This is a genomic window from Corallococcus sp. CA053C, assembly GCF_003611675.1.
GTDB lineage: Bacteria > Myxococcota > Myxococcia > Myxococcales > Myxococcaceae > Corallococcus.
Genome location: NZ_RAWA01000276.1, coordinates 1 through 13,217, shown reverse-complemented (window position 1 = coordinate 13,217; position 13,217 = coordinate 1). Strand labels below are relative to the sequence as shown.

The 13,217-nt window shown below is 68.3% G+C and carries 13 protein-coding genes; 8 read left to right on the top strand and 5 right to left on the bottom strand.

All coding sequences use genetic code 11. The annotated features are described in order from the left end of the window. Positions 1 to 1,342 (bottom strand): PAS domain S-box protein (locus D7V97_RS29245; RefSeq protein ID WP_233583295.1); only part of this gene is annotated, 1,342 nt, incomplete at its 3' end. Between the two features lie 223 nt (positions 1,343 to 1,565). After that, positions 1,566 to 2,663: a vWA domain-containing protein gene (locus D7V97_RS29240; protein ID WP_120613919.1), complete on the bottom strand. Its 1,098-nt coding sequence runs from the start codon at positions 2,661 to 2,663 to the stop codon at positions 1,566 to 1,568. A 305-nt stretch (positions 2,664 to 2,968) separates the two neighbouring features. Between D7V97_RS29240 and D7V97_RS29235 the strand changes: the two genes are divergently transcribed. The 3 genes from D7V97_RS29235 to D7V97_RS29225 all read left to right on the top strand — a co-directional run bounded on the left by D7V97_RS29235 (position 2,969) and on the right by D7V97_RS29225 (position 6,289). Next, complete coding sequence (locus tag D7V97_RS29235) at positions 2,969 to 5,134, top strand: DUF4082 domain-containing protein (protein WP_233583294.1); 2,166 nt, start codon at positions 2,969 to 2,971, stop codon at positions 5,132 to 5,134. 94 nt (positions 5,135 to 5,228) lie between these two features. Then, positions 5,229 to 5,957: an alpha/beta hydrolase gene (locus D7V97_RS29230; RefSeq protein ID WP_120613921.1), complete on the top strand. Its 729-nt coding sequence runs from the start codon at positions 5,229 to 5,231 to the stop codon at positions 5,955 to 5,957. Positions 5,958 to 6,055: 98 nt separating this feature from the next. Then, a complete protein-coding gene (locus D7V97_RS29225) occupies positions 6,056 to 6,289 on the top strand; it encodes a hypothetical protein (RefSeq protein WP_147445022.1) in 234 nt (77 codons plus the stop codon). A gap of 100 nt (positions 6,290 to 6,389) precedes the next feature. Here D7V97_RS29225 and D7V97_RS29220 read toward each other — a convergent pair whose 3' ends face one another. Both D7V97_RS29220 and D7V97_RS29215 read right to left on the bottom strand, forming a co-directional pair. Then, on the bottom strand, positions 6,390 to 7,007 hold the full coding sequence (locus tag D7V97_RS29220; protein ID WP_120613916.1) for an FMN-dependent NADH-azoreductase: 618 nt from the start codon (positions 7,005 to 7,007) through the stop codon (positions 6,390 to 6,392). Then, the gene (locus D7V97_RS29215) at positions 7,004 to 7,825 is read right to left on the bottom strand and encodes a class III extradiol ring-cleavage dioxygenase (protein WP_120613915.1); all 822 of its coding nucleotides are present in this window, start codon (positions 7,823 to 7,825) and stop codon (positions 7,004 to 7,006) included. Before D7V97_RS29215 ends, D7V97_RS29220 begins: the two co-directional genes overlap by 4 nt. 79 nt (positions 7,826 to 7,904) lie before the next feature. Here D7V97_RS29215 and D7V97_RS29210 point away from each other — a divergent pair, with 79 nt between their 5' ends. The 5 genes from D7V97_RS29210 to D7V97_RS44305 all read left to right on the top strand — a co-directional run bounded on the left by D7V97_RS29210 (position 7,905) and on the right by D7V97_RS44305 (position 11,991). Next, positions 7,905 to 8,840: a LysR family transcriptional regulator gene (locus D7V97_RS29210; RefSeq protein WP_120613914.1), complete on the top strand. Its 936-nt coding sequence runs from the start codon at positions 7,905 to 7,907 to the stop codon at positions 8,838 to 8,840. Positions 8,841 to 9,279: 439 nt separating this feature from the next. Next, positions 9,280 to 10,107: an N-acyl homoserine lactonase family protein gene (locus D7V97_RS29200; RefSeq protein WP_233583293.1), complete on the top strand. Its 828-nt coding sequence runs from the start codon at positions 9,280 to 9,282 to the stop codon at positions 10,105 to 10,107. Positions 10,108 to 10,543: 436 nt separating this feature from the next. Beyond that, a complete protein-coding gene (locus D7V97_RS29190) occupies positions 10,544 to 10,966 on the top strand; it encodes a hypothetical protein (protein WP_120613911.1) in 423 nt (140 codons plus the stop codon). Positions 10,967 to 11,223: 257 nt separating this feature from the next. After that, entirely contained in the window at positions 11,224 to 11,523 is a 300-nt protein-coding gene (locus D7V97_RS29185) for a hypothetical protein (protein WP_147445021.1), read from the top strand. Between the two features lie 48 nt (positions 11,524 to 11,571). Further along, a complete protein-coding gene (locus tag D7V97_RS44305) occupies positions 11,572 to 11,991 on the top strand; it encodes a hypothetical protein (RefSeq protein ID WP_147445020.1) in 420 nt (139 codons plus the stop codon). Between the two features lie 285 nt (positions 11,992 to 12,276). Here the strand turns inward: D7V97_RS44305 and D7V97_RS29175 are convergent. Next, the coding region (locus D7V97_RS29175) for a sigma factor (protein WP_120613908.1) at positions 12,277 to 13,217 on the bottom strand (941 nt) is incomplete at its 5' end.

Here is a 13,217-nt window from a genome sequence, read left to right as displayed (position 1 = left end):
TCTCCGGGGGAGGCGGGTGGAGCTGGAGGAACTCCCGCACGTCCGCGGCGCGGGCCGGCGAGCTGTCCGCCACCGCCACCGGCCGCAGGGACTCGCCCCCGTCCGACCTCACGAAGACGGCACACAGGTCCGCCAGCCCGGGCACCGCCAGCTCGGCGACGCGCTGGAGCGTCGTCTCATAATCAAGCGAAGTCACCAGCTCGCGTCCCGCCTCGGCCAGGAAGCGCTGGGAGAGCTCCATCCGCTTGCGCTCGGTGATGTCGGTGGCGATGCCGCAGAGCGCATAGGCCGCGCCGGTGGAGTCGAAGAGCGGGAACTTCTGCGTGAGGTGGACGTGGATGCCGTCGTCGTGCACGACCTTCTCCTCCACCTCCACGGAGGCGCCGGAACGCAGGACGCTCTCATTGGTCCGGTGCAGGGGCTCGGCGATCTCCCGGGGGAAGACATCGAAGACGGTCCGCCCGGCCACCTGTTGCCGGCTGCGGTGGAAGAGCCGCTCCCACTCGCGGTTCACGAAGATGAAGCGCTCCTGAGTATCCAGCAGGAAGAAGACGGTGGGCGCGTTGTCCAGGATGGCGCGCAGCCGCCGCTCGCTCTCGAGGAGCGCCTCCTGCGTCCGCTTCCGCTCCGTGACGTCGATGAGCACGGCGAGGGAGCGGATCATCGTGCCGGAGGCGTCCCGATCCGCGATGGCGGACAGGAGGACATCCATGCGCTGCCCGTTCTTCTTCACGAACTGGTACGGCACGTCCCAGCAGCCACCGGTCTTGAAGTACGCGGGCAGGACGACCTCGCGGGCATACCGCCGGGACTCGGGCGTCATGAACTCCACCGAGTCATGCCCGAGCACCTCCTCGCGCGCATAGCCCAGCTTGTTCAACCAGCAATCACTGACACTGATGAGCCGCCCCTGCGCGTCAATGGAGTGCATCATCACGGGGGTGTTGTTGTAGAGCGAGCGGTACTTCTCCCACCCCGCGCGCATCACCGCGTCAATCCGCTTGTGTTCGGTGACGTTGGTGAAGATGGACACGCCGCCGCACGACCTGCCGGCCTCGTCGCGGATGGGACTCGAGTTCACGAGCAGCCAGGCCCCCGCCGGCCGCTCGGCGTTGCGCAGGAAGAGCTCCGCGCGGACGACGAACTCCCCCCGGAGGGCCCGGGCCATGGGCAGGGAGTCCGGCGGATGGAGCGTCACCTGGTCCGGCAGGTAGAGCCCGAAGTGCACGGGCCATTGCTCGACAGGCACGCCCGTCGCCTTGATGCCCATGAGGTGTTCCGCCATCGGGTTCATGAGCACCAGTCGCCGGTGCTCGTCCGCCACGAGGACGCCTTCGCCCATGCTGGCGAAGACGGATTCCAGGATGTGGCGGTGCCCTGGCGGAGCCCCGCCCAGGGTCGGAGACGCCGGACTGTCGTGCAGGCGAGCCATGGGTCCGGGAAGAGCCGGGGCCCCTCCCTCTTCAACGATGGTGGCGCCCCCGCCTGCCGCCAACCCGTCCGCCCGGCGTCGCCCCACCGGCTGGCGCGCCACGGTCTGCGCAGCCTGGGAGACGGGCCTCCACTCAGGCCGCTTCGAGCCCGCGCGCCCCGTCCCAGTCCTCCACCTCGTAGAGGAACTTCGTGCCGCCGCGCAGCTTCCGGTTGGCGGACGTGCTCTGGACGAAGACGACGTACTTCTCAAGGCTCGCGGGCCGGATGCGCACCGTCTCTCCCGGCGGCAGGCCCAGCATCTCCCGCGCGCGCTCGCCGCTGTAGAGGTCGCCCGTCTTGCGGTCCATCAGCACCACTTCCTTGCGGCCCTGGATGGTCTCCGTCTTGGTGAACTCGTAGAAGCCGCGACCCGTCTTGAAGCCCAGGCCGTTCTCCGTCACGAACTCCTTGATGGCGCAGTCCCCATCCACCTCGAGCACCTGGAAGCGCCCGGACGGCACCGCCCGCAGGTCCGTCTCACCGAAGAGCGTGGACGTGGCCCGCTTGAGCATCGTGTTGAACATGCTGTTCAACCCACGGCTCATGCGGCCTTCGCGAGACACCTCTGCTTCGTACGCCTGGAGTTGCGCGTCCGAGGACTGTTTGTAGCAGACGGCCAGCAGCATGTCGGTGATGTGAGCGAACTGATCCAGGCTCAGGTGGAAGCCGCCCGACTTCTCCGCCAGCTCCTTGTAGAACGCCGTCGCGTGGCGGCGGTTCAACGCCTGCACGCCGTAGACAGGCACCCCGCGCTTGCCCAGCGCATCCACCTCCTTGCGCCAGTCCAGCTTCTTCGGGTTCTGGCCCGGCCCATGCGGGACGTCATCGCCGATGAGCACGAACGCCTTCGTGTAGCCCTCCGTCCACGACAGGCTCCGCGCCTCGTGCAGCACCAATTCGTAGCACTCGGGCGCGTCACCGCCGCCCGTCTGCCCCACCTTCTCCACGAAGCGGGTGATGGCCTTCGCGTCATCCGTGAGGTCCAACGCCTTCGTCACGTAGGTGGAACCCGCGTCACAGTAGTCGCCGTGCGCGATGATGCCGATGCGGATGCCCGGGATCTCCTTCGTGAGCCGGGCCACCGCGCTCCCCAGCTTCTTGCGCACCTGCGCGAGGCACGGATACATGCTGCCCGTGGTGTCAAAGCTGAAGACGACCTCGACGCGGTTATCAATCACAGACGTGCTCATGGCGCGGAAACCCCCTCGTTCGTTCTTGGCTGCGACATGAAGAAGAGTACCCGGGGGGTCTGACATGGAACGGGGCCCTCGGAGGCCCGTCCAGGGGCCTTCCCAGGGCCTCCCCAGGGGCCTCCGCGACGCGCTTTGAAACGGGCTTCGTCCTCCCCCGCATCCCACGGACACAAGCCTGGAAAAATCAGCCTTCCCTGAAATGCTCGACTCCGAAACCGGCGGTGTGAGATCTCATCGCCAGTCTTTCCCCCCAAGGAGTCCAAGTGCTTCGACATGCATCACGCTGGGTCACGACACTGGTAGTGGGTTTCACCTGGGTGCAGGCGGGCTGCGGCCCGTCACAGCCGGCGGCCCCGGAGGCACCGCGCACCGAGGAGGCCGCGCAGCCGCTGCTGACGGGTGAGCGTTCGCTCTTCGCCACCACCGCGGTGCCGGCCGTGGCGGCCGCGAACGACAGCGGCGCGGTGGAGCTGGGCGTGCGCTTCCGCAGCGACGCGCCCGGCCGCATCATGGGCGTGCGCTTCTACAAGGGCGCGGGCAACACGGGCACGCACACCGGCAGCCTGTGGAACGCGGCGGGGACGCGGCTCGCCACCGCCACCTTCCAGGGTGAGACGGCCTCGGGCTGGCAGGAGGTGCGCTTCGCCACGCCGGTGACCATCACGGCGGACACGAACTACGTCGTCTCGTATTACGCGCCCGCGGGGCACTACGCGGTGACGAGCAACGGCTTCGCCTCCGCGCTGGATGCACCGCCCCTGCACGCGCTCGCGGATGGGACGACGGGCGGCAACGGCCTCTACCACTACGGCACGAGCGGCCTTCCCACCGACACCTTCCAGGCGAGCAACTACTGGGTGGACGTGGCCTTCCAGCCCAATGACACGACGCCCCCGACGGCGCCCACCAACGTGACGGCGACGCCCAACTCGTCCACCGCCATCGACCTGACCTGGTACGCCTCCGTGGACGGCTCGGGCGAGGTGCAGGGCAACGCGCGCGCGCACCTGGTGTACCGGGGCAGCCAGCTCATCGCGGAGCTGCCCGGCACCACCGTGAGCTTCCGCGACACCGGCCTGACGCCCGCCACCGCGTATTCCTACACCGTGCGCGGCCGTGATGCCGCCGGCAACGTGGGGCCCGCGTCCGCCACCGTCACCGCCACCACGCTCGCGAGCACCAGCTGCAACCCGTGCAGCTTCTGGAACGTGGTGACGGGCGACCCGCATGGCATCAACGGGGACGCCACGCCGACCGAGGTGGGCCTGAAGTTCCACTCGGACGTCGCGGGCACGGTGACGAAGGTCCGCTACTACAAGAGCGGCATGGACACGCCCCCGGTCGTGGGACACCTGTGGAGCGCCACCGGGACGCTGCTGGGCACCACCGTGCAGGCGCCCGTGGAGAGCGGCTTCGGCTGGCGCGAGCTGGCGTTCGTGACGCCGGTGAGCCTCGCCGCGAATACGACCTATGTCGTGTCGTACTTCGCGCCCGGGGGCTACTACGGCATCACGGCCTCCTACTTCGCCAGCGCGGGCGTGGACATGCCGCCCCTGCACGCGCCGTCCTCGGCCGCGGCCGGCGGCAACGGCGTGCGCCATCTCAATGGCAGCGCCTTCCCCACGGACGTGTATTACAACGCCAACTTCTGGGTGGACGTCGTCTTCGTGCCCGCCACGGGCAACGCGTCCCCGGTCGACCTGTCCGTGCAGCACGATTTCCCCGCCGGGACGGGCGTCCGGGGCGAGGCGCTCAACTATGACATCACGGTGACGAACCACGGCACGAGGGCGGCCACCAACCTCACGCTCGACGTTCCCGTTCCCGCCGGACTCGCGCCCTTCACCTTCTATCCGACCGCGTCGGTGGGCACCTGCGGCTACTACACCAACGACAACATGCACTGCGACATCACGGGCCTGCCTGCCGGGCAGGACGCCGTCATTCGCATGACGCTGGTGCCCTCGGTCTCCGGGACGTTCCAGTTCCAGGCGACCGTCGCGGCCTCCGAGACGGACAACGTCCCGGGCAACAACAGCAGCACCCTGACGATCCCCATCGGCCCCGCGTCGAACCTGGTCACCTTCGATGGCTTCGACGGTGCGGACGAGGCCATCACCGGCCCGCACGGCCCCTTCTACTTCGTGCAGAACAAGTGGTACCTCGCGTCGCCCTGGGGCGGGTTCACCACGCAGAGCGTCTCGTTCAACGGCGGGGGTGTGAACCAGGGGGAACTCCTCATCTACGGGGAGCGGACCGTCGTGGGCCTGGATGCCTTCACCTGGGACACGGGCGCGACGCTCACCTTGAGCTGCTTCAACCAGCCCACGCGCACCTTCAGCCTGACACCGGGGGAGGTGACCCACGTTGTCACGAACTGGCTGGGCAGCTGCTCGTCCGTCACGCTGGCGACGTCGAACGGCTGGGACACGAACTTCGACAACATCCAGCTGTCACCGCTGCCGTGAGCCCCTGACTTAGGGGGGAACCCGGCGCCTGCCTCCACACCGGAGGCAGGCGCCGGGGATGGACGGCACGCAGGCGAAGCCCTTGGGAGGACCCATGAAGCGTCTCAATGCCGCTGTGCTGTTCATCCTGTCGATGCTGGGGGCGGCCTGTGCCAGCACCCGGCCAGAGATTCCGGCCGCGGGTGCTTCGCCGCCGCTCACCTCCAAGACCTACACCCTGGGGGCATCGGAGCCGGAAGCGCTGCTCGTGGTCCTGCACTCCTCCGGGTCCACGCCCGAGTTCTGGGACGAGCACGTCCAACCCCTGGGCACCGCCGTGCGGGTGCTGGCGCCGCGTGGCTTCAGGCCCCACCGGGATGGCTTCACGTGGTTCCCCGCCGAGCACGAGCAGAAGGGCTGGACCGAGAAGACAGCGGATGTGGAGCGGGTGGCAGGTCAACTCGCGGACCTCATCCGGGAGGTCCGTGGTGCCCATCCTGAAATCCGCCGCGTCGCGGTGACGGGGTTCTCCTACGGAGGAGACCTCGCGTGGATGCTCGCCATCCGTCATCCGGAGCTGGTGGATGTGGCGGTGCCCATGGGCTCGCGGCTGCTGGGAGACCCCGCGCAATCCCTGCCGAAGTCAAGCCAGGTGCTGGTGCTCCAGGGTGAGGTGGACCCCATCATCAAGACACAGCAGACGCACACGCGGGTGGAGGCCTTGAAGGCGATGGGTGTGCCCATCGAGGTGAGGACCTATCCAGGCCTGGGCCACGACGTGTCACCCCAGTTGCTGGAGGACTGGCGTGCGTTCTTGAGGCAGGCATTGCAGGGGCCCGGGTAGCGGCAGCCGGGGCCCGGTTCAGGGGACCACTGGTCTTGGCGCCATCGGCAAAGCTAGACTGGGAAGGCAGCACAGACCTTCAAGACCGGGAGAAGCACATGCGAGTGGCAATCATTGCAGGGCTGATGGCGGTGGGACTGCTGGCCGGCTGTGGCGGAGTCGAGGCGCCGGAGGACCTGAGCCAGGAGGAAGCGAACCGCATCATCGAGATGGCGGTGCCCAGTCCCTGCACCGACGCCTGCGACGCGAAATATTACCAGTGCTATTACGGCGGCGGCGACCCGTACTACTGCACGTCCTACCGTGCATTCTGCATCTCGCAGTGTAAGTGACGAAGGCCCGCGGTCCCTGGGCAGCACCACGTTGGCGGCGTGTGGAAGCCGCCGCGTGGTGTACCTGGTCAGGATGGGTGCTCCGAATAACCAGACAGTACTAGTCCGCAGCGGCTCGCGCGATGTCGGGCTGGAGTCTGGCCAAGAACCCCTCCATCGTCTCCTGCCCCATGTCGACGACCTTCGCGCCGCCGCCGGCGACGATTGTCACGTGGGTGATGCCAATGACGTTCAGGATCAGTCGCAGATATTGGGGCGCGATGTCTCGATCGCGAATAGGCGACCCCTCGGTATAGATTCCGCCCGAGGCGAGCAGCACCGTCGCCTTCTTGCCCGTGACCAGACCCCGCCCATCGAAGCCGAGCGTCAGCCCCTTACGCACAATGTGGTCCACCCAGGCCTTCAGCGCGGCCGGCACGTTGTAGTTGTAGACTGGCGTGGCGATGACGATGTGGTCGGCGGCGAGCAACTCGGCCACGAGCTCGTCGGACAGCCGGAGCGCCTCCTTCATCACGGGCGAATGCTGCTCGGGCGGCGTGAAATAGGCCTGAAGCCAGGCCGCGGTAACAAACGGGAGTTCCGTCTCCATGAGGTCGCGCTCGGCCACCTCGCCGCCCGGGTGCGCGGCCCGCCAGTCGGCGACGAAGCGGCGGGTCATGGTGCGCGAGATGGAAGAATCGCCGCGCGGGCTGGTCTCGACGACGAGAAGCCTGGTCATTGAAGGTCTCCTTGCGATACGGGTTGGTTGAAGCGGAAGCCGGAGATCGGCTTACCGAGTGCGTGGCCGTGGAAGGCGACCTGTCCCGGCTCGCCCGACGCGGCACCGGCGACCACCATCAGCGGCAACAGGTGGTCCTCGTGCGGCTGGGCCTGACGCGCGCCGGGCGCCTTCTCCCAGTCGATCAGCGCGCGGTCGCGCGTCGCGCCGTCCAGCATGGTCTGGCGGAGCCAGTCGTCGAAGGCTTCGGCCGCCAGATCAACTGGATGGCCCCTGGCCATGAAGCCTCGCATGTTGTGGTACGTCTGGCCGCTGCCCACGATCAGCACGCCCTCGCCGCGCAGCGGCTTTAGCGCGCGCCCCATGGCGAGATGAGCGGCGGGCTCCAGCCCATGCTGAAGCGACAACTGAACGACAGGGATTTCGGCCGCCGGAAACATGACCTTCATCGGCACGAACACGCCGTGATCCCAACCGCGCGTCGTGTCCGCAGCGCTGTCGATCCCCGCCGCGCCGAGCAGGTCACGCACACGCGCCGCGAGTGTGGGCGAACCGGGCGCGGGCCAGGTCAGCTGATAGGTGTAATCGGGGAAGCCGCCATAATCAAACAGCAGCGGCGGCGCGGCACCGGCATTGACCGTGGGACGATCCTCTTCCCAATGGCCCGATACAACGAGGATGGCCCTCGGCTGCTCGGACAGCGTTCCGGCGAAGTCGCGAAGATAGCGCTCCAACTCGCTCCAGGCGGCGCGCATGGGACCCGGCTCAAGGAAGAAGCACGGTCCGCCACCATGGTTGATGAAGTAGGTCGGCTGCATGAGACACACCCTAGGGGCTGCCCATCCCTTGCGGAAGCGATGAAGTTATGATGATTTTCATCGGTATGAGTGATGGACCGTGATTGGCAATCTCAGCCTGGATCAGTTGCGCGTCATCGTGACGATTGCCGACACAGGCAGCTTCTCCGCTGCCGGCCGCGAACTCGGTCGTGCGCAGTCGGCGATCAGTCAGGCGGTGGCGACGCTCGAGGAGATACAGGGCGTCGAGCTCTTCGACCGAAGCGGCCACCGGCCGCGGCTGACCGAGATCGGGCGCGTACTCATCGAGCAGGCGCGGCTGGTGCTGGCGAGCGCGGCCCGGTTCGAGGCGGTGGCGGCAAGCACGCGCGCGGGGCTGGAGCCCGAGCTCGCGCTCGCGATCGATCCTCTGGTGCCGACGGCACCGCTGATCGAAAGTCTGCGCGCGCTCAGCGGCACCTTTCCCGCGCTTCCGGTCAGCTTCTCGACGGAGGGGCTCGGCGGTTCGTTGCGGCGCCTGCGCAACGGCTCGGCCGCCTTGGCGATCTGCCTGCTCCTGCCTGCCGTTCCCGACGATATCGTCGCCTATCCGCTGCTCCGGATCGGGTTGCTGCCCGTGGCGGCGCCCGCGCATCCGCTCGCTTCGCTCGGGCGGTCGGCCACGCGGGCGGACCTGGAGCCGCACGTCCAGCTCGTGCTCACGGATCCAGTCGATCCCGGCGGCGAGAACTACGGGCTTCTCAGCGCGAGACTCTGGCGCTTCGTCGATCTTGGACGGCGTCTGGACTTCCTGCTTGCCGGCTTCGGGTGGTGTCGCATGCCCGAGCATCTCGTCGCCGAACCGATCGCCGCCGGCCGGCTGACGCTGCTCCACATCGATGAGGATACGACTCCACGCGACGGGCTGACGATCTATGCGGCCCACAGACGTGACCGAATGCTCGGCCCCGCCGGGCGCTGGCTGCTCGAGGACCTGAGACGCCGCCTTGCGATCGAGCGAGCCCCTGGCGTTCGACCTGAAGGCCACTCTCGGTAACGGGCGTCGCGTTCCGCATCGGGCACGCCACCGTGGCGAGCGAACCTGGGAGGGTGCTTCCGTGGTTGGCGCCGGGAACCAGCACAAGAGCGGCTGCGCGTGGGTTTCACCCACCCCTCGGGCCGAGGGGGGAAGACAATGACTGTCTTCCAGGCCAGCAGCGCACCCTCCGGCATCTTCCGGGTTTGGAGCAGGAGGTCACCCTGTTTGTCGGGTGCCGCCGTCTTGTCGGTTGAGTTGCGCGTGTCGCGTGCGCCGCGCGTGTTGTAGAGCGCCTGGGTGCTCAGGATGTCGTCGTTGAGCCAGTCCTCGATGCGGTAGAAGCCAACCCGGCACCGTTCTTCATTCCCCCATCTCCCGTCGGAGCAACGCCATCAAAACCACCCGCCTGTTATCCGTCTGTCTCGCGCTCACCGCCTGCGCCAGCCAGAACCCCGCGTTGCAGACGTCCGCCGCCGATGCACCGGCCGAACCCGGCGTTGCGGCGCCGCCCGCCGTGAAGCTCTACGCGATGGACTGCGGCCATGTGCAGTTCTCCGACGTCGACTCGCTGGTGGACGATGGTTCAATGAAAGGCATCGCACGCGCCTTCATCGACCCGTGCTACCTGATCCGCCATCCGAAGGGCGACCTGCTCTGGGACACTGGATTCTCCGAGAGTATCGCGGACATGCCGGGCGGCATGAGCCCGAAGGGTGCGCCGGTGCACGTCGAGGTCCCGAAGAAACTCACCGCTCAACTCCGCGAACTCGGGCTGGCACCGGCCGACATCGACTACCTGTCGTTCTCGCACATGCATTTCGACCATGCGGGCAACGCCAACCTGTTCGCTGGCGCGACATGGATCGTGGATGCGGACGAGCGCGCGGCGGCATTCTCCGACGAAGCCCGCCAGCGTGGCGATGTCGCCGCCTACAGCGCCCTGGAACACGCGAAGACCGTGCTGATTGAGGGCAACGACACCAACGACGTGTTTGGCGACGGCACCGTGACGATCCATCAGGCCCCCGGGCACACGCCCGGACACACCGTGCTGCTGCTGAAGACGGCGAAGTCCGGCGCCGTCCTGCTGACCGGCGACCTGTGGCATCTGCGCGAGTCGCGCGAACGGCACTTGGTGCCGTCGTACAATTTCAGTCGCGAACAGACGCTCGAATCGATGCGCCGCGTGGAGGCGCTGGCGAAGGAATCCAACGCCCGGGTGATCCGCCAGCACGTGCCCGAGGATTTCGCCGCGTTGCCAGCGTTTCCTGCGCCGCTGGAGTAGGCGAGGTTCGCCGCGCACGCTTCCCGCGATGCTGGAGTCCCAGGCTGAAAGCCATTGCGCCACCTGGCGCTGGCACGTCCGGGCCAGCGCGGAGAGAATGCCCGGGTCATGACGATTTATTGGCTTCGCCGCGAATGTCTTTCCGAGGCCATCCAGCAAAACCGCCGCCTCTTCCTGCGCCGCCTTCCCATCATGTTGATCGCCGTGGTGGGTGGCCTCTTCGTGGGTTCGCTGACAGCCCCGACCTCTCCGCGACGATGCTGGCCGTGCTGGGCGTGCTGGTGCTGGGCGTGATGGTCTTCTCCGTCTTCAGCCAGCTCCGGAAGTCGGAAGCACAGCTGCCCGTCACTTCGACTCCTACGTGCTGGAGGTCGGTGAGGCAGGGCTTTCGCATCGCAGCGAGGTTCTCCCGGAACTGCGCCTTGGGCGCGAAGAGGTGACGCACATCGAGGAGTCACCCGCGCTCGGGCTCCTGGTGCGCGGAATCACCCCCGGCAAGGCCGCGGCGCTGTCTCCCTTCGTGGACGGCTACGCGGAGCTACGCGGGGAGCTGAGCGCGTGGAAGCCCATCGCGTCGGTGTCACAGGCCCAGGTGGGACGCCGCATGGATGCCGCGGGACTGCTCGGTCTCGTGTTGGGGCTGGGAATCTGTTTGCTCTGGATGGGCGTGGGCTATTTCAGCGACTTGCGATGGGCGATGCTCAGCGGCACCGCAATGGTCGCGTGCGGTGTCGCGGGGCTGCTCTACCTGCGCCGCAGCGCCCCCCAACTCCGGCTCAAGCCTCTTATCTCCGCATTGGTGTTCTTCTCACTCGCCATCCCCGCGCGGCTGTTCGTCCACTTCTACTGGCCAAAGTGAGCCCAGGAGACCGGGGCCGAACGGTACACAGCCATATCGGGCGGCGTAGCAATGTAGCTCCCTGCCGAGTGGGAGGAGTTGGGGCCGCGCGAGAAGCGCGTTTAACGGGCGGTGCCGTTCGCCGTGCAGCGCTGCGAGGACCGGGAGGAGGCGCTGCTGGGCCTGCTCCACGCTGAGCGCGACGCACAGGCCAGCCACATCCAGTCCCCGGGCGCGCGGCCGCCGCCATCGCCCGGCTGCGCAACCAGCCCCCGCCCATGCTCGCAGCGAATGACGATGCCCCGCGCCTCGTCACCTTGAAGGTGACGGCGGTGGCGCCGGACGAGGAAGGCGGAGGACTCTACCTCGCGGTGGAGCGCGGGCTGCACGAGGTCCACCGAGGGGACACCGTGCGCGTCCAGGGCACCGACGCGCTGGCCGAGGTGACAAGCGTGGAGCCCACTGCGGAGCTGCCCGTCTTCATCGGCTTCCCGGGCGCCACCTTCAACCCGAATGCCGGGGACGCGCTGGAGCTGCTGCCGAAGCCGGGCGACGAACTGCCCGCCCTCATCGCTTAAGGCTTGCGAAGCCCAAGGCACGCGCGAGACCAATGATCGTGGCCTCGCGTGGCCTCGCGTGGCCTCTTGCTTGGCGCGTTTCTGGCGCTCCTGGTCAACTGCCTCGAAGATCGGCTGAGCACCGTCCAGGGGGAGCGAATGGCTGTCACTACTGAGTTTGGATACATCTGGCCGACCCGGCCGTTTGAGGCTGGGCTTTCGCGCGAGGGATACGAGCAAATCCGGCTCATGATCCAGGCCGTCCAGACCAAGCGCAGAGACATCGACTGGCCAGCCAGAGTCATCGTCAAATGGTCCACGTACGACATGGCTCCGAAACGCCCTGATGAGGTCGCCGTCGAACTCTACTTTTTCGACGAGGAGGACCCCAACCAGCTTCCGCTTGTGCAGCTTCAGTTTGCTTTCCCCAAGCAAGGGCTCAGCGACTTCTCCGTTGAGAAGCATGTGGGCTCGGTTCTGAAGATGTAGCCGGGACGTCACACCGTCGACACAGCACCATCCAGCGTTTCACGAAGTAGCGCCCACGTCGTGCCTCCTTCAGCACGAGGCAGCCCTCGCGCGGGGGCACTACCGTGCCACACCGGCACTTCCCGGCCTTGAGGTTGGGACGCCTGCCCTGCTCGGCACTCGCGCACTCCAGGTGCCGCGTGCCGATGGCAGCGGAGTACTCCACGTACTCGCCCTTGAGGATCCGCCCGCCGCACCCTGCAGCGGTGCACGTGCCCGCCTTCGCCGCGACGATGGTGGGCACGGCTACGCCCCCCAGGCCGAAGGGCGCCGGGACTCCGCGCGGGTGAGCGCCAGGCCGAGCTGGGCACCCTGCCCCGCCGGACGCGGCTGCGCATCCCGGGGCGCGGCCGCACGCTGCCGGCGCACGCTCCCCGCCGCGCGCGCGGGCAGCTCCGGCCCGTGGCCCAGGGCGTCGAGCGCCACGCGCAGCCGCTTCAACCCCTGCGCGTGCAGCGTGCGCACCTGGGCCACCGGCAGGCGCAGCTCCTGGGCCACCGTCCGCTCCGTGGACGCCAGCCCTCCGGCCCGGCCGAAGCCCGCCAGGGCCTGCACCACCACGCGCTGCAGGCGGGGCAGCCGGTACAGCGCGGTGAGGGCCGCCTCGCGCTCGGCCACGTACGCCAGGCGCGCGGCCGTCGTGTCCACCAGCCCCAGCCGCGCCTCCGCGTTCACCGCGGCGCTGTCCTCCCGCGCGTCACCACCGGCCAGCAGCCCGTCCAGGGAGACGGTGGAGATGGAGCCCTCGCCCAGCGTCAGCACCGAGGCCTCGTCCAGGCCCTGCGCACGCAGCGCCGTGGACACTGGCACGCCCTCCGCCTGCGCAACCTTCTTCGCCTTCGCCAGCTTCCGGCGCGCGTGCCGGGTGACGTGGACGGCGCTGCGCTCCCCGGTGGCCGCGCGCACCATGGCCTGCTTCGCCAGGCGCAGCACGTAGGCCGGGTAGAGGCAGCGGCCCGGCGCGCGCCCGGGGGTGAAGCGGCGCCAGGCCCGGCAGGCGGCCAGCAGGCCCTCCTGCTCCAGGTCCTCCGCACGCACCTTCCACCGCCGGGCGGCGGCGCCGGCCGCGCGCGCCACGTGCGGTTGCACCAGTTGGGCGAGGCGCCCCTCCGCGCGGCGCTGCTCCGGGCAGCCGTCGGGCAGCTCGCGCAGAAGGAAGAGGAGGGACTCCATCTCCAGTTCGGGGG